This window comes from Pseudoxanthomonas sp. UTMC 1351 (assembly GCF_040948865.1).
Lineage (GTDB): Bacteria > Pseudomonadota > Gammaproteobacteria > Xanthomonadales > Xanthomonadaceae > Pseudoxanthomonas_A.
In genome coordinates this window covers 1-16,944 of sequence record NZ_JAVGJT010000032.1, presented here as the reverse complement: position 1 = coordinate 16,944, position 16,944 = coordinate 1, and the positions used below count along the sequence as shown (strand labels likewise).

The following is a 16,944-nucleotide window of genomic DNA, read 5'->3' as shown; positions in this document are numbered from 1 at the left end:
GATTCCCCACGCGCAACTCTTCGGGCATGCTGTTCGCATGAACAGGACGTCATCTTTTTCGACCAGCGCAATGCGCTGGCTGCGCCGCACCGTGTTGGCCTTGCTGCTGCTCTACGGCGCATACCTGGCCGCAGGCAATCTGTTTCTCAATACGTCGCTCGGGCCTTCCACGGTGAATCGCATGCCCGAGAAGTTCCAGATGCACTGGAGTTCCGGGCACACGTGGTGGCCTGGCCGCATCACGATTGCGAATGTAAAGATCCAAGGCCATGCGGTGCGTGCGGACTGGCAGGTGGAAGCGCGTCGCGCCAGCGGGCGCATCGCGCTGCTGCAGCTTTTGCGCAAACACGTGCATGTACCCGAACTGCGTGTGGATAGTGTCAGTGGCAGCGTCGACCGGAAGCAGGCGGCACCTGTCTCGGCATCTTCGTCGCGATCAGGCGAGGGATGGACGCTGCGCTTCGATCGCATCGTCAGCGCCTCAATAGGCCAGAGCCGTTTCGGCGGTCTCGTATTGCAAGGACAAGGCAACGCGGAAGTAGGCTTTTTCAAGCAATTGCGCGGTGGCCCGATGGCGCTGTTGCCTTCCAAGGCGACATTTCGCAATGCGCGTTTGACCTATGGAGGTGCCGAGTGGCTGCGGGAGGGTACGCTCGATGCCGAGTTCGCCATTGCGCAGCACCGTAGTACTGAAGCCATCGGTATCGACAAACTGTTGAAGACCGATGCGCGCTTGAAACTGGATGGCGTTACCGCCGCACTGGATATCCAGGTCAGTCCGGCGGGCAAGGTCGCGGTGACATCGTTGCCGGGCAAAGGCAACGCACACATCGATCTCGCGCTTTCGCGCGGCGCGTTGAAGCCTGGTAGCGAGTTGCGGTGGACGGCACCAGTCACGGGGCGTGACATCGCCGGTGGTGAGCATAAAGACGAACTGGACATCGCGCTTTCGGTCGATCGCGATATCGCATTGAAAATGAAGGTGCCGCCGCAAGCCGAAGGAAAGCTGTCGGTGGACGCGGATCTGCGCATCGCCGGCACACAGGTTCCGCTGCGCAATTTCACCACGCTGATCCCGCGTGCATCGGGGCATGTGGTGGCGCGCTGGCGGTTCGGTTCGCTGCGTTGGCGGGCGATTTCTTTCCTCAGGCACCTTGGCTGTCGCTGGACGGGGCGGGCGATGTCGATGCCGACGTGCAGGTGGTGAACGGACAGTTGGCGGCAGGCAGCCGCATCGGCGTGCCGGATGTGGACGCCGTGGCGGACGTGATGGGCAACCGCATCCGCGGCCGCGCGCGTGCCGATATCCGTCTGGAAGCTGGCCCCAACGGCGAGTTGCTGCCGCGATTGGATGCGGTGATGGAGCGCTTCCACATTGCCGCTGTGGAAACACCGGAAAAACCTTATGTGCAGGGGCGCGACCTGCGGCTGCGCCTGGAGGCCGGCGCCCAGTTGGACCATCTGCGCCAGTCGCTGAAAGGACAGGTGAACTTCAAGAATGCTTCGGTGCCCGACCTGCGTGTCTACAACCGATACCTGCCGCAGTCGCAATTGCGCTTTCTGGGAGGCTCTGGGCGACTCAGTGGCGATTTGGTGCTGGATGCGGCGGGTAATGTCGGGTATGGCACTTTGCGTGTGGTGGGGCGGCAGGCGCAGATGACGATGGCCGGCTTGCAGCTACGCGGCGATGTGGATATCGATCTGCGGTTGCGGCGCGCGGATTTGAAGCGCCGCCGCTTCGTTGTCGACGGCAGTACCGTGCAGTTGAGAAACGTCGGTTTCCGAGATCCAGGCGGTGAGGCGCGCAGCGGCTGGTGGGCCAGGATCGTGTTGGACCGCGCGCAGTTGGACGTGGACCGTCCGCTCAACGCGGGCGGCTTCGCCAATGTGACGATGAAGGATGTCGGATTCCTGCTGTCGCTGTTCTCGCGGCAACGCGAATACCCGGCCTGGATATACCGTTTGGTAGATGCCGGTTCGGCCCAAATGCGAGGCCGCGTGCAATGGCATGCCGATACCCTGATCCTGGACAGCATGGAAGCGCGGAACCGACGTTTCGACCTGCATGCCCGGCTGCGGTTGCAGGGCACCCGCAGGAACGGCCAGCTCTACGCCAAGTGGCGGGCGCTGAGTGTGGGTCTGGAGTTAAAGGACGACCGCCGACGTTTCCATCTGATCGGCGCCAAAGCCTGGTACGACGCCCAGCCCGCCTTGCTCAAATAGCGCATTTTTGGTGCGGTCGAATCTTGGCCGCCCTGTTCAGGTTGGAAAGTGGCGATCCGGCGGGGCGCCTTTTTCAGGGAATCCGGAATTGGTCTGGTATCGATAACATCCAAGTAGGACAAGGCTTGCGACCCGGTTCACAGATATCAGGCCATATGACCCTCTACTGAACCGCTCAGTTCTGTTTTGCAGTGCAGCGTGCAAGATCGCCAAGAGCTACTTCACGATGGTCCCGCATCCCGACGTGGGGGAGGGAGCAAAGCCCGCAATTGGCCTAGCCTTTGCGGGCTTTTTTTTGCCCCGTTCCAGAGTGCTCCGGCCGGAACAATCCCACAGGCGGGCCAAACAGGTGCGTGATGTCGAGCCGCTTGTGGCGGCCGGATTCCTGTAAGAAGACTCGGCTCCGATCCTGGGGCTCGGAGTAGAATGGCGGCATGACCGATTCCACTCCTCGCCAGATCCCACTCCAAGTCGTTTCAGCCAATGTTGCTTCAGGCAATGCGCCGGCCGTTTCATTGGAAACCGGTGTGAAACAGCTGGGTGGCGACAAGATTTCGCGTTCGCCGGTTCAGTTCGCCGACGCGCCGGTATTGCGCAAACCCTCCTGGATACGCGTGCGCATTCCTTCGGATGGTTCGGTGGCGCGCCTGAAAGCGAAGCTGCGCGAGAATCGGCTGGTCACGGTGTGCGAAGAAGCCAGCTGCCCGAACATCCACGAATGCTTCAGTCACGGCACCGCCACTTTCATGATCCTGGGCGAGGTCTGTACGCGACGCTGTTCGTTCTGCGATGTAGCCCATGGCCGGCCCAAGCCGCCAGATGCCAGTGAACCGCTGAGCCTGGCGACGACCGTCGCCGATATGGGTCTGAAGTATGTGGTGGTGACATCCGTCGACCGCGACGATCTGCGTGATGGCGGTGCTCAGCATTTTGTCGATTGCATCGCGGCGATACGCGAGCATTCGCCCAGGACGCGTATCGAAATCCTCACGCCCGACTTCCGCGGCAAAGGCCGCATGGATCGCGCGCTGGAAATCCTCGCGACGAATCCGCCGGACGTGTTCAATCACAACATCGAAACCGTGCCGGATCTGTACCCCAACGTACGTCCAGGCGCCGATTACCAGTGGTCGCTGACCTTGCTTCAGAAGTTCAAGCAGCAGCATCCGCAACTGCCCACCAAGTCCGGCATCATGCTGGGCCTGGGCGAAACCATGGAGCAGGTGAAGGCCACCCTGCGCGATCTGCGTGCGCACGACGTGGACATGGTCACCATCGGCCAATACCTGCAGCCCACCGCCCATCACCATCCGGTGATGCGCTACTGGACACCGGACGAGTTCAAGGAGCTGGAGCTCTACGGTGACGAGCTGGGCTTCAGCCATGTCGCTTCCGGCCCGCTGGTGCGTTCTTCGTATCACGCGGATCGCCAGGCGGCCGAGGCGGGCGTAGCGGCGTAGGGTGGGCCCAGGCCCACCGCTAAGGCGCCGCTACACTGCCCGAAAGACCAGCGGCTCGTCGCCTCACAGCAATAGGCAAGTCATGCCGGTCGGCCACCGCGCTGTTGTGAACGTCGCAAGAATGTAGTTGGGGCAGTATCGCGGTTCATCGGTGGGCCAGGGCCCACCCTATTTGTCCTTTCGGCTTCTTGCGGGCTGTTTTCGGCCCGCGCGCCGCGGCGTCGCCCGATACGATCCCATTCACTTTTCTCTACGTTTACGCGGCTAGGCTGGCTGCTCCGGACAAGGTGACAGGTGCTGCAACTTTCGGCACAGTGAACCGGTCCAAGCGCTTCCGTAGCATCCACCTTCCGGCCTTGAGGGCCCGAGCTGTCGTATGAAACCAAGACTCCCTGTTGTACTCCTGGCACTGGCCCTGACCACCCCGCTGGCATTGCTGGCGCGCGGCGAAGGCGAGGCTCTGCCGGCCGGTCTGCCGACCGCGCCCAGTGCCGATCAGTCGACGACCTCCAAGCTGGTGTACGGACTGCTGTCCGACAGCCGCTACGCCTATCGCCCCCGGGCGCTGGACGACGCGCTTTCGCAGGATGTCTTCAAGCGCTATCTGGAAGCGCTGGACAGCGGTAAGCAATTTTTCACCGCGGCCGACATCGCCAAGTTCGAGCCCTATAAGACGCAGATGGACGACGCCATCCGCAATGGCGACCTCGCGCCGGCCTACGACATCTTCGCGCTGTACCGCCAACGCGTCGATCAGCGCGTGGCCTATGCGCGCGCGCTGCTGAAGCAGAATTTCGACTTCAGCGGTCAAGAACGCTGGGAATACGACCGCGAGGAAGCGCCCTGGGCAACCGACTCGCAGCAGCTGGACGAGATCTGGAAGAAGTCGGTGATGAACGACTGGCTGCGATTGAAGCTGGCCGGCAAGAAGCCGGAGGACATCCGCAAGACGCTCGACAAGCGTTACGCCAACCTCAAGCGCAGCGTCGGCGAATTGAAGAGCGAGGATGTCTTCCAGACGTTCCTCAACGCGTATACCTCGGCCATCGATCCGCATACCGACTACTTCACACCCAAGACCGCGGAAAACTTCAATCAGTCCATGTCGTTGTCGCTGGAAGGCATCGGCGCGGTGCTGCAGCGCCAGGACGATCTGGTGGCGATCCGCGAGATCGTCCCCGGTGGCCCGGCCGACCTCAGCGGCAAGTTGAAGGTGGGCGATCGCATCGTCGCCGTGGGACAGGGTGGCTCGGGCCCGCTTACCGACGTGATCGGTTGGCGCATCGATGACGTCGTGGCGAAGATCCGCGGCAAGAAAGACACGCAGGTGCGCATCGAGTACATCCCGGCCGAAGCCGGTATCGACGGCAAGCACGCGCAGGTCACCATCACGCGCCAGAAGGTCAAGTTGGAAGAGCAGGCCGCCAAGGCGGAGACCATTACCTTGCCGGCGCACGGCAACGAGCCGGAGCGCCGCATCGGCGTGATCAAGCTGCCGGCGTTCTATCAGGACTTCGAAGGCCGCCGCCGCAACCCTAATGACTTCACCTCGGCGACTCGCGATATCGCCAAGCTGCTGGTCAAGTTCAAGGCCGAAGGCGTCGACGGCGTGGTGATGGATCTGCGCAACAACGGCGGCGGATCGCTGGACGAGGCGGTGGAACTGACCGGCTTGTTCATCGACAAGGGTCCCGTGGTGCAAGTGCGCGAGTCGGGTGGTCGAGTGACGGTCAATAGCGATCGCAAGCCTGGCGTGGCGTGGGACGGCCCGCTGGCGGTGCTGATCAATCGCGGCTCCGCTTCCGCATCGGAAATCTTCGCTGGCGCCATCCAGGACTATGGCCGCGGCCTGGTGATCGGCGAGACCAGTTTCGGCAAGGGCACGGTGCAGAACCTGGTGGATCTGGATCGTTGGCCGAGCAACGAGACGCCTCGGTTCGGTCAGGTCAAGCTGACCATCGCGCAGTTCTTCCGCGTCGCTGGCGGCAGCACCCAGCACAAGGGCGTGGTGCCGGACATCGCATTCCCGGTCAGCGTCGATGCTACCGAGTACGGCGAGAACACCTACGACAACGCCTTGCCGTGGACCCGCATCGCCCCGGTACCGCACACGCAGTACGGCAACTTCGCGCCGCTGGTGCCGCGCTTGCAGGCGTTGCACGCCGCGCGCGCGACCACCGACAAGGAATTCCAGTGGTGGTCGGAAGACGTGGCGCAGTTCCGCGCCGAAGCCGCCAAGAAATACCTGTCGTTGAACGAAGCAGAACGCCGCGCCGAACGCGAGAAGCAGGACAAGCAGCGTATCGAGCGCCAGGCCGAGCGCAAAACGTTGGGGCTGGCACTGGACCCGCTGGCCGAGGACATGGCCGACGATGGTCTGGGCGCCAACGAGCGCGACATCATCAAGGACGCCGCGCGCGAGAAGCTCGCCGATAAGCGCCCTGATCCGCTGCTGCGCGAATCGGCCGCGATCCTGGCCGATGCCATCGACGTGCTGGGCCAGGACCGCAAGCTGTCGGCGCAGGTATTGCCTGAGTCGACTGGTCCGGGCCGCTGGGCCGAGTAAAGCGCTAGCGTCAAAGGCGGCGCCAGCGCTGGAAATGCCGAGAGGGTGGTGAGAACGCGGATGCGCTTCTTTCCACCCTCTCCGCGTTTCCGGCTCCCTTGGTTTTTGAAGCGGGATCGCAAGATCCGGATAGCAGGGCTTTCCGCTCCGTCCTAACCTAGGCGCATGAACTTCATGGCCAAACAATACGACCCCTTGAAACGTGTTCGTCTGGAGGATGCCCGCTTGGAGCATGCTCCGACGAAGCACGCTCCCATAAAGCACGCTCCCACAAAGCACGACCCCCTGGAGCTGGCGCGGCAACTGCTCGACAGCGGTGAACCCTCGCTGGCCGAACTGGCCGCCCACACCGGTCTCAGCGCATCGCATTTGCAGCGCCGTTTTAGCGCGCGCTATGGCATCAGCCCCGCGGAATACCTGGCGCAGAAAAAGCTGACGGCGCTGAAATCCGCATTGCGCGCTGGCAGCGATGTCACTGCGGCGCTATACGACGCCGGTTACGGTTCGCCGTCGCGCGTCTACGAACAGAGCTCGGCGAAACTGGGCATGACACCCGCCACTTATCGCGCTGGTGGCCTGGGTGTGGAGATCCGCTGGTCGATGGTCGACACCGCGCTGGGCAAGGCGTTGGTGGCGGCTACCGAGCGCGGCATTTGCGCGGTGGAGCTGGGCAACGATGCCGAGGCGCTGGAACGGCGCTTGCGCCAGGAATTCCCGCGGGCGCGGATCGAACGCGTGGATGCCGGCAGCGATGAGTTCCTGGCGCCGCGCCTGCAAGCGGTGGCCGACCGGCTGGCAGGATTGCGCGCGGAGGTGCCGTTGGACCTGATGGGCACCAGTTTCCAGAAGCGCGTGTGGGACGCATTGATGAAGATTCCTGCCGGCGAGACCCTGAGCTATGCCGCATTGGCGCAACAACTGGGCGCGCCGCGCGCGGCACGTGCCGTTGCCAGCGCCTGTGCACACAACCGGGTCGCGGTGGTGGTGCCTTGCCACCGTATCGTGCGCGGGGACGGTTCGCTGGGCGGATACCGCTGGGGGTTGCCGATGAAGCAGAGTTTGCTGGAGCGCGAGCGGGCTTGAGCCAGCCCACGAACCTGTAGGAGCGACGTAAGTGGCGATGTAGCTTTACCGATAACGCCTGTTGCGATCGGAATAGAGCTAGAGCTTTTGACGCGGATTAACGCGGAAAGCCCGGATAAGGCAACGAATACTTCTATCCGTGTTCATCTGCGTTGATCCGTGTCTAAAGCTTTGGGTTTTTCGATCGCGACCGACCGGCGCCGACAGGCCGGCACCGCCCCCGCAACGGCGCGGCACGACTTGAGCCAAATGCAACACGTCGTATCAAACCTTTCGCGACGCGTTGCCGCATTCTCTACATGTGGCTGGCCTAAAATACGCGCCATACCCGAGACGCCTCCCCCATGAATTCCTCCGTACCCGCCACGGCCGTGCCCGCGCGCGGCGGCTTAGCCGTCGTTGCGGCGCTGGCGACTGTCTACATCGTTTGGGGATCCACTTACCTCGGCATCCGCTTCGCCTTGGAGGGCGGCTTCCCGCCGTTTCTGATGGTGTCCGGCAGCCGCTTCGTGGTGGCGGGATTGCTGATGTTCGCTTTCCTGCGCTGGCGTGGCGTTCCCGCGCCGACCCGCGCGCAATGGAAGAACCTGGCCATCATGGGTGCGTTGTTGCTGATGCTGGGCAACGGCCTGGTGACCTTGGCCGAAGAGACCGTTTCCTCCGGCTTGGCCGCGATCGCCATTGCATCGGTGCCGCTGTGGATGGGATTGTTCGGCATGATGCGCGGCCAGCACCCCACGCGCAGCGAATGGCTGGGCATCGCGGTCGGTTTCGCCGGTGTGGTGTGGCTCAATGCCGGCAGCACGCTGACTGCCTCTCCAAAAGGCCTGGTGCTGCTGTTGATCGCGCCGGTGGCATGGGCGTTCGGCTCGGTGTGGTCGCGCGGCCGCGATCAACCTTCTCCCTTCATGGCGGCATCCGCGCAGATGATCTGTGGCGGCGTGTTCCTGATGATTACCGGCTTGCTCGTGGGTGAGCGTTTCGACGGCGAGTGGACTATGAAGGGCGCTGCGGCCATCGGTTATCTCGCGGTGTTTGGTTCCATCATCGCGTTCAGTTCCTACGTCTGGTTGCTGCAGAACGCGCGTCCGGTACTGGCGAGCAGCTACGCTTACGTCAATCCGGTCATCGCGGTCGCGCTTGGCGCTTGGCTGGCCAATGAAACCTTCAGCGCACATGACCTGGGCGCGATGGCCGTGATCCTGCTGGGCGTGGTGATCATCACGCTGGCCAAGGCGAAGCGCAGCTGATGAACGCCGCGGCTATCGACCGCAAAGGTCTGATCGTCACCTCGCTGACGTTCCTGTTGTGGGGCGTGGTGCCGTTGTACTGGTACCTGCTGAAAGCCGTACCGTCATTCCAGATCATCGCGCATCGCATCGTCTGGAGCGGTTTGCTGGTGGTGGGCTGGCTGGTGTTGAGGAATGGACTTGGCTGGTGGCGGACCATTCGCGAACAGCCACGCGCGCTGGCGACGTTGGCGCTCAGCAGCGTGTTCATTGCATTCAATTGGGGCCTGTACATCTGGGCGGTGAATGCCGGCCATGTGGTGGAAACCAGCCTGGGCTACTTCATCAATCCGCTGATCAACGTGCTGATGGGCGTGGTGCTGTTGCGCGAACGCTTGAACGCGGCGCAATGGGTGGCGGTGGCGTTCGCGTTATTGGGTGTCGGCTGGCTGACCGTGCAGTCCGGTTCGCCGCCATGGATCGCGTTGGGCCTGGCGTTTTCGTTCGCCATGTATGGTCTTCTGCGCAAGATAATTTCGGTGGACGCAGTGGCGGGATTGGGCGTGGAAAGCGTCTATCTGTTCCTGCCCGCATTGGCTTATGTGGTGTGGGCAGAGATGGGCCACGGTGGCGGGTTTTTGCACGGCGGCATGTGGAGTGGCCTGCTGCTGATCTTCGGCGGCGTGGTGACGGCGGTGCCGTTGATCGGGTTCGCCTATGGCGTGCGGCGCATTCCGTTGTCGGTGGTCGGGCTGTTGCAGTACATCGCGCCCAGCATCCAGTTCCTGATTGGCGTGTTCGTTTTCAAGGAAGATTTTGGCGCGGATCAGGCCATTGGATTTGCAGCGATTTGGGTAGGCTTGTTGGTGTTCGCCAGCGACGGATTGTGGCGCTCGCGGCGTAGGCCTGCGGTGCCGGTGGCTGAAGGCGCGTAGTACATCGTTCCGGTGGTGGCTCTACGTAGAGCGGAGCTTGCTCCGCTGCTTTTTGAGCATTATGCACACGGGCCGGAGAGCAGCCGAGCAAGCTCGGCTCTACAAAACCACGGATAGACTCCTTGTGGGAGTGGTGGTGGCATGCCACCACCGGTGAGTCGCGACCGGAAACATCAACGTCGCGACTTGACCAGCCATTCGGCTGTTGAAAGCCGTCGCTCCCACATGGACGCTATGTCGACGCTGCTGCCATGAGAGACGGGATACTCCCTGTAGGAGCGGCGTCTCGCCGCGAGCTCCTCCCGTCAGATCGCTATAGAAGCTAAAGAGCTCGCGCCGAGACGGCGCTCCTACATGGTTTGACGGTCATCGGCTTACCGTGAGGCGCCCGCCTTGGCAACCTCACGCTCCGGACAGGGCGCGCCGGCATCGGACCAAGCTTTGAACGCGGCGACGAATTCGTCGTGAGGTACCGATACCGGTGCGCGGTTGCCGCCAGGTTGCCAGCCCCACAAAACCAGTTTGTCCTCGGCAACGTGCTGGAGCATCGCTTCCAGGTCGCGATCACCGTTTTGCTTTTTGTCCTTGATCATCGCGCATAGCTCGGAGGCGGGTACGCCGATCCAGGCCATCTTCTGATCCGGCGGCGGTAGCGCCCAATGCGGCGCGCCGGGCGGTGCATGCGGGCCGTAGCTGGCGGGAAGATTGGCTTCGCCATGGCAAGTGGAGCAGGGCAGGCCGGGCGCACCTTTGCCTTCGGGGCCACGGACGACATTCATCATGTGCGGCGTCTGGCTGTCGAACTGCAGCGGTTGATCGCCCGGGATGTGGCAGTTGCTGCAGCGCGGGTGCTGGAAGACCTTCTCCACCGTGGCGAAGGCGCGCACTGCTTCTGCTTGCTGCTCAGGACTGACGCGCTGCCCGCAGGCGGCGAGCGTCAGGACGGCCAGTGCCATCAATGGGATTGCGGCGATTCGCATGGACATTCCTCAAGCCTCCGTCGTGGTGGCGGATAAGCGCAGCGGCAAGTCGCGCAGACGCTGTCCGGTCAACGCGAACACCGCATTGGCGACGGCAGGGGCTATCGGTGGTGTGCCCGGCTCTCCCACCCCGCCCATCTTCTCGGTGCTGGGCACGATGTGCACTTCGACCACTGGCATCTCGTTGAGCCGCAGCACTTGATAGTCGTGGTAATTGGATTCCTGCACACGGCCTGCCAGGAACGTCAGTTTGCTGTGCAGCGCCGCACCTAATCCAAACGCGATACCGCTTTCCATCTGCGCCGTGACGTTGTCCGGATTGACCACCGGTCCGCAGTCGATCGCGCAGACCACGCGATGCACGCGAATGGCGTTGCTACCGTCGGCGGCGCGCTCCACGGATATTTCCGCCGCCTGCGCGACGAAGCTGCCAAAGGACTCGTGCACAGCGATGCCATGCCCGCGGCCCTGTGCCGCGGGTTTGCCCCAACCGAATTTCTCCGCGGCCAGATTCAAGGCCGCCAGATGACGTGGGTGATCCTTCAGCAGCAGGCGACGGTATTCCACCGGATCCTTGCCGGCGGCGTGCGCCAGCTCGTCCACCAGGCTCTCCATGACGAAGCCGTTGTAGCTGTGTCCGACCGAACGCCACCACAGCACCGGAATACCGGTCTGTGGCGAATGCAGATCGACGCGATGCGCCGCTGTGCCCGAGATATAGGGCGAATCGGCGACGCCTTCGACCGACGTAGCGTCAACGCCATCTTTCAACATTGCCGATTCGAACGGCGTACCGGTGATGATCGACTGGCCCACCATCACCTGTTGCCAGGCGACCGGCATGCCGTTGCCATCCAGCCCGACCTTCGCGCGTTGCACGTAGGCCGGCCGGTAAAAGCCGCCGCGCACATCGTCCTCGCGCGACCAGACCGTCTTGACGGGCGCGTTCGCCGCCTTCGCCACGTGCACAGCCTCGGTAACGGAATCCGCCGTGGGCGTGGCGCGCCGGCCAAAGGCGCCGCCCAGGAACGTCGTGTGGATGCGCACTTGTTCCGGCTTCAATCCCGTGATGCCGACCGCGACCTGCTGATCGACCGTCTGGAATTGCGTGCCGGTCCAGATGTCGCAGCCGTCGGGTGAAATCTTCACGGTGCAGTTCAGCGGTTCCATCGGCGCATGCGCCAGATAAGGAACGCTGTACTCGGCCTCCACCACCTTGGCCGCCTTGCCCATTGCCGCTGCGGCATCGCCGGCCTGTGTGGCCACGGCGCCAGGCGTGCGCGCCAACGCGGCGAATTGCTGGCGCAATTCGGTGGTGTCCAGGCCGGCGTTCGGCCCCAGATCCCACTCCACTTTCAATGCATCGCGGCCCAGCTTGGCCGCCCAATAATGATCCGCGACAACCGCTACTCCGCTGGGCACCTGCACCACCTGGCGCACGCCGGGAATAGCCTTGGCCGCGCTGTCGTCGAACGAAGCGACTTTGCCGCCGAATACAGGCGGCCGCGCCACCACGGCGGTCAGCAGACCCTCGAACTGGACATCCATGCCGAACTTCGCGCGCCCGGTGATTTTCTCCGGCGTATCCAGACGCTTGGTGCTCTTGCCGATGAATTTCCAGTCTTTCGGATCTTTAAGCGTCAGCGACTTGGGATCCGGCGGCGTCAGCTTTCCCGCCGCGTCGGCCAGGTCGCCGTAACGCAGGCGCTGGTTGCCGGCGATCACTTCACCGTTCTCGGTGCGCAGCTCTGCTACGGGTACTTTCAAACGATCAGCCGCTGCCTGCATCAGCAGCGCGCGCGCCGCGGCGCCGGCCTGGCGGTAGCGATCGAACTCAGACCAGGTCGTGCTGGATCCGCCGGTCATCTGCATGCCGAACACCGCGTGGGCATAGGCGGGCGATGCGGCGCCGTGTTCCACCTTGATTTTGGTCCAGTCGGCGTCCAGTTCTTCGGCGATCAGCATCGGCAGCGTGGTCCAGATGCCCTGGCCCATTTCCGAGTGCGCCAGCAATACCGTCACGTTGTCGTCGCTGCCGATCCGCAGGAATGCATTGGGCGCGAACGCAGCAGCAGCGGCGGGCGTTTGCGCATGGGCGAAGCGGCGCGCGCCGGGCACCACGAAAGCGACTACCAGGCCGCCGCCGATGACGGCACCGGCTTTCAAAAAATTACGGCGGGAATTATTGGTCACAGCGTTCACAAGAATCTCCGGCAATGGCGTTACGAACGTCGTGAGGAACCTGCTGTTCGACTACAGGATGCAAGCGGAAGCTGACTGCTTTCGAGACGTCAACCTTTGGCCAGCGTGGCGGCGCGATGCACCGCCGCGCGGATGCGCGGGTACGTGCCGCAACGGCAGATGTTGCCGGACATCGCTTGGTCGATATCGGTATCGGTGGGCGTGGGCACCTTGGCCAGCAGCGCAACGGCGGACATGATCTGCCCGGATTGGCAGTAGCCGCATTGCACGACATCCAGTTCGGTCCACGCCTGCTGCACCGGGTGCGTGCCGTCAGCGGACAAACCTTCGATCGTAGTGATGTTCTTGCCGGCAACCGCGGCTACTGGCGTGACGCAGGAGCGCAGGGGGGCACCATCGATATGCACGGTACAGGCGCCGCATTGGGCGGTGCCGCAACCGAACTTGGTGCCGGTCAGCCCCATCAGGTCCCGCAGAACCCACAGCAGCGGCATATCGGGCGCAGCTTCTACTTCGTGATCGGCACCGTTGACTTGCAGCTTCATGGGAATTCCCTGGCGATGGCTTGGGTATGCGGCACTCGAACATCGAGTGCCTCTCTTTTTCCTCCCCTGCTTCTCGGGGGAGGAAAGGGTGGAGATTGATTCGGGCTGTTCCGAATCAATAGGGCCAGCTGACATTACTCCCTGCCGCCCTTTGGCGATTGCCTGATCCTGCTGGATGTTTGCCTGATCGCGAAGGAGGGCGGTGGATGCCCGGGAACTCAGTAGTTTCGCGGTTGCCAATCCACCCTGGCCTGGGCCATCGTGACGCGCATGTCCAGCACCGCCCGCATCCTTGAACAATCCGCCCATGCCGCGACCGCACAGTCGGCGGTGCTCGCGCTGGTGGTCGATACCGAAGGCTCCACCTACGTACGTGCCGGCGGCATGGCATTGTTCGGCGAGGCGCAGCGACAGTGGGGTTGGCTCAGCGGCGGTTGCCTGGAACCGGAGATCGCCGAGCGCGCCGCCGCGGCCGACCGCGATGCGCAGCTGACGTGGATGGACATCGATACCCGCGATGACGAAGACCTGCTTTCCGGCTCCGCGCTGGGATGCCGCGGCCGTCTGCATATCGCATTGATACCGCTGCGTCTGTTGCCCGGCTGGCCCGCACTGGTGCAAGCGTGGCGGCAGCGCCAGGGCGCGCTAGTGCTGCAACTGCAGGCCGATGGTGCGCTGACCGCTAGCGTCGGCGAACATCGCCAGCACTGGCGGCTTACAGCGGCACAGCCGCCCTGGCCAATGACGGCAACGATGCAGGTGTCGATTGCGCCACCGCCCGCCGTGGCGGTGTTCGGTGGTGGGCCGGAGACGCCGGCGCTATTGCCGTTGCTGCGCCAGTCCGGCTGGATAACTCATCTGGTCGAACGGCGCTCGCGCTGGTTGCCGGTGCGGGAAATGGCAGACGACACCACTGAAGCGACACCTTCATCGGCCGCGAAGATAGTGGCCGCTGGCCGTTTCGATGCGGCGCTGGTGATGCACCATCACTTCGAACTGGATCGCGAGGCGTTGGCGATGCTGGCCGATACCGCTATTCCCTTTATCGGGCTGCTGGGTCCAAACCGTCGCCGCGAGGATCTGTTCCGTTTGTTGCCACCGTCCGCGCATACGCAATTGTTGTCGCGCCTGCGTTCGCCGGTCGGGCTGGACCTGGGTGGCTATGGACCGGAAGCGATTGCGTTGAGCATCGCCGCGCAGCTGCAAGCCTGGCGCAACGGACTCGAAGCATGAAGCCGCATGCCGTCATCGTGCTGGCCGCGGGTGGTAGTCGCCGCCTGGGCCGGCCCAAGCAGTTGCTTCTGCGCGATGGCGAAACGCTGGTGCATCGCACCGCGCGCCTGGCGATGGAGACCGCACCTGATCGCTTGCTGGTGGTATGCGGCGGCTACGCTGACGAAGTGGGTGCTGCCGTGCACGACCTGCCCATCGAATTGCTGATCAACACCCACTGGCAAGGCGGGCTGGGCAGTAGCTTGCGCGTGGCCGCTTCCGCGTTGGCGCGTCACACGGGACCGACGCTGATTTTGTCTTGCGATCAACCTGCGTTGGCTATCTCGCATCTGCAGGACTTGCTGGATATCGCGCAAAAAACGCCTTCCGGTTGTGCGGCCACTCTCCATGGCGAGCGGATCGGCATCCCCGTCGTGGTCTCCGCGCCGGTTCTGCGCACGGCCTACAGTTTGCGTGGCGACCACGGTCTGGGCGAGATCCTTAATGCATTTCCGCGCGATGGTTTGGCGATGATGACAGCGCCGGAATTGCAGCATGATTTGGATACTGAGGATGATGTTGTTGCGGCTGTCGCGAAGGGATGGTTGGATTAGCTTCGTAGGATGCTTTGGTAGAGCCGAGCTTGCTCGGCTGCTCTTCGATCCGGAGTGAAAAAATCTAGAGCAGCGGAGCAAGCTCCGCTCTACGTGGAGCGAACGGCATTTGAACGGACGGTGGCCTGCGCTTCTCGTAGAGCCAAGCTTGCTCGGCTGCTCTTCGATCCGGAGTGAAAAAATCTAGAGCAGCGGAGCAAGCTCCGCTTTACGTGGAGCGAACGGCATTTGAACGGACGGTGACCTGCGCTTCTCGTAGAGCCGAGCTTGCCCGGCTGCTCTTCGGCCCGGAGCGAAAAAAATCTAGAGAAGCGGAGCCCCCCAAGGGGATTTAAACAAGCTCCGCTCTACGAAAGAATGGACGAAGTCTTTGTGGGAGCGACGTAAGTCGCGACCGGAAACATCAACGTCGCGACTCACGTCGCTCCCACAAGGATGTTGTGTCGACACTGCCGCCATCACGGTTTGACGGTCAATACAGGATATCGGCTCTACGAGGCGCCCTTAAATAACTATTCGCTATCGCCTGCCGTTGCGACGGCCCCATTGCTACCGACTCGGTACTATCACGGGCGCAGCTCCGCTCTACGAAAGACAATCCCGGCGCGACTAACCCGGCAGCAACGGCTGTGGACAATCTTTGCTCGCCGCCGGCGTGCGCTCGAACCAATCGACTACCGTGGGTGCCAATCGATCCAGCCGCATCGGCAAACTCAAATGATCTTCACCGGCGATTTCCAGATAGCGCGCGCGTGGAGCCGCTGCTGCCAGAAGACGACCATGTGCGACCGGGATGTGTTGGTCGTCGCGGCCATGGATCAGCAGCACGCAAGCAGGCGCCTGCGCCAGCGCGGCACCTACGTCAATGCGATCCAGATCCAACCCGAGCTTGCGGTCGGCATCGGCAATAGCCGTGTCCAATGATTTACCGTCGTATTGCCAGCGCGCCAATGGCAAGGCCAGCCAATCGCTCCAGCGTTCCGGTGGCCGCGACAGCATGTGCGGGACCATGTCGCGGATCGCGCTACCGGCGTTGTCGAATGATTCCATCGCCACCACGCCGCCGGCCTGCACGCCCAGGTCGCGCGCCGCGAAGATCGCGGTTGCCGCGCCATAGGACACACCCATGACATGCAGCGGACCGGTGATTTCGCCGCGCGTGCGTAGCTCACGCAATACCGCGACCACATCCTCGCCTTCGCGAGTGCCGTAGCCGGACGGCGCCGGTCCAGAACGTCCGTGGTTGCGCAAGTCGATGCCGATGGTGCGGTAGCCGGCCTGCGCCAGTTCCAACGCCCATGGCAGCAGCGAACCGCTATCCATCATCCAGCCGTGCAGCAGCACCACGGTGCCGCGCGGCGCGACCACCTGCGGCGACTTAGGTGCGGTGACGTCGAGATCGAAATCCATGCGGTTGTCGGCGGTTCCGCCATCGTAGCGGTAGCGCATTCCGTAATCGCCCGGATCGAACGCGCGCCAATACAGGCGCACGCCGCCAGCGGTGGTGACGAAGCCATCGTGATGCGGCAACCGGGTCAACAGTGCATCGATTCGCGCGAGCGGCAGCAACGGCGACACTCCGCCGGGCGCGGCCAGGCGATCGCTCAGCGACAGAGAGGGCAGTTGGGTAGAGGTAAAGGTGAAGCCGGCCAGCGACAAGCAGACGCAGGCCAGCGCGAGCAGGCGCAGCATGGCGGGCAACAATGGGGAGCAAACGGTCGCGCACCATAGCGGTAGCCTGGCGAGTGCCGCTACCTCAAAACGATGACAAATACGTGACAGTTCAGCCGGGATTTCCCCGAGTAGCGACCAGAATCAATATTCATCGTCGTCCCGGCGCAGGCCGGGACCCAGTGCCTCGCACTCCAGATGGCAAAGTCGCTGGGCCCCGGCCT

13 protein-coding genes are annotated in these 16,944 nt (G+C 63.2%); 9 read left to right on the top strand and 4 right to left on the bottom strand.

Annotated elements, in window-relative coordinates; translation table 11 throughout:
* Window positions 1–37 precede the first annotated feature (37 nt).
* The 7 genes from AB6O04_RS18045 to rarD all read left to right on the top strand — a co-directional run bounded on the left by AB6O04_RS18045 (window position 38) and on the right by rarD (window position 9,496).
* Window positions 38–1,207 (top strand): hypothetical protein, encoded by a 1,170-nt coding sequence (locus AB6O04_RS18045; protein WP_368565667.1) that lies wholly within the window; start codon window positions 38–40, stop codon window positions 1,205–1,207.
* Window positions 1,126–2,223 carry a hypothetical protein gene (locus AB6O04_RS18040; RefSeq protein ID WP_368565666.1) on the top strand — a complete coding sequence of 366 codons (1,098 nt, stop codon included), beginning with the start codon at window positions 1,126–1,128 and terminating at the stop codon, window positions 2,221–2,223. Before AB6O04_RS18045 ends, AB6O04_RS18040 begins: the two co-directional genes overlap by 82 nt.
* 434 nt (window positions 2,224–2,657) lie before the next feature.
* The gene (gene lipA, locus AB6O04_RS18035) at window positions 2,658–3,683 is read left to right on the top strand and encodes a lipoyl synthase (protein ID WP_368565665.1); all 1,026 of its coding nucleotides are present in this window, start codon (window positions 2,658–2,660) and stop codon (window positions 3,681–3,683) included.
* A 376-nt stretch (window positions 3,684–4,059) separates the two neighbouring features.
* Window positions 4,060–6,249 (top strand): carboxy terminal-processing peptidase, encoded by a 2,190-nt coding sequence (locus AB6O04_RS18030; protein ID WP_368565663.1) that lies wholly within the window; start codon window positions 4,060–4,062, stop codon window positions 6,247–6,249.
* A 174-nt stretch (window positions 6,250–6,423) separates the two neighbouring features.
* Entirely contained in the window at window positions 6,424–7,332 is a 909-nt protein-coding gene (locus AB6O04_RS18025) for a bifunctional transcriptional activator/DNA repair enzyme AdaA (protein WP_368565661.1), read from the top strand.
* A gap of 344 nt (window positions 7,333–7,676) precedes the next feature.
* The gene (gene yedA / locus AB6O04_RS18020; protein ID WP_368565660.1) at window positions 7,677–8,582 is read left to right on the top strand and encodes a drug/metabolite exporter YedA; all 906 of its coding nucleotides are present in this window, start codon (window positions 7,677–7,679) and stop codon (window positions 8,580–8,582) included.
* The gene (gene rarD / locus AB6O04_RS18015; RefSeq protein WP_368565659.1) at window positions 8,582–9,496 is read left to right on the top strand and encodes an EamA family transporter RarD; all 915 of its coding nucleotides are present in this window, start codon (window positions 8,582–8,584) and stop codon (window positions 9,494–9,496) included. Before yedA ends, rarD begins: the two co-directional genes overlap by 1 nt.
* A gap of 374 nt (window positions 9,497–9,870) precedes the next feature.
* Here the strand turns inward: rarD and AB6O04_RS18010 are convergent, their stop codons facing one another.
* The 3 genes from AB6O04_RS18010 to AB6O04_RS18000 form a co-directional block, all read right to left on the bottom strand.
* Window positions 9,871–10,476, bottom strand: a complete 606-nt coding sequence (locus tag AB6O04_RS18010; RefSeq protein WP_368565657.1) for a hypothetical protein — start codon at window positions 10,474–10,476, stop codon at window positions 9,871–9,873.
* 9 nt (window positions 10,477–10,485) lie between these two features.
* Window positions 10,486–12,678, bottom strand: a complete 2,193-nt coding sequence (locus AB6O04_RS18005; RefSeq protein WP_368565656.1) for a molybdopterin cofactor-binding domain-containing protein — start codon at window positions 12,676–12,678, stop codon at window positions 10,486–10,488.
* 89 nt (window positions 12,679–12,767) lie between these two features.
* A complete protein-coding gene (locus AB6O04_RS18000; protein WP_368565654.1) occupies window positions 12,768–13,223 on the bottom strand; it encodes a (2Fe-2S)-binding protein in 456 nt (151 codons plus the stop codon).
* A gap of 270 nt (window positions 13,224–13,493) precedes the next feature.
* Between AB6O04_RS18000 and AB6O04_RS17995 the strand changes: the two genes are divergently transcribed.
* Together AB6O04_RS17995 and AB6O04_RS17990 are read left to right on the top strand one after the other, a co-directional pair.
* Window positions 13,494–14,456, top strand: a complete 963-nt coding sequence (locus AB6O04_RS17995; RefSeq protein ID WP_368565653.1) for an XdhC family protein — start codon at window positions 13,494–13,496, stop codon at window positions 14,454–14,456.
* Complete coding sequence (locus tag AB6O04_RS17990; protein WP_368565652.1) at window positions 14,453–15,049, top strand: NTP transferase domain-containing protein; 597 nt, start codon at window positions 14,453–14,455, stop codon at window positions 15,047–15,049. The genes AB6O04_RS17995 and AB6O04_RS17990 overlap by 4 nt, the downstream gene beginning before the upstream one ends.
* 609 nt (window positions 15,050–15,658) lie before the next feature.
* On the opposite strand, the gene AB6O04_RS17985 is transcribed toward AB6O04_RS17990, so the two are convergent.
* The gene (locus AB6O04_RS17985; protein WP_368565650.1) at window positions 15,659–16,741 is read right to left on the bottom strand and encodes an alpha/beta fold hydrolase; all 1,083 of its coding nucleotides are present in this window, start codon (window positions 16,739–16,741) and stop codon (window positions 15,659–15,661) included.
* Between the last annotated feature and the right edge of the window lie 203 nt (window positions 16,742–16,944).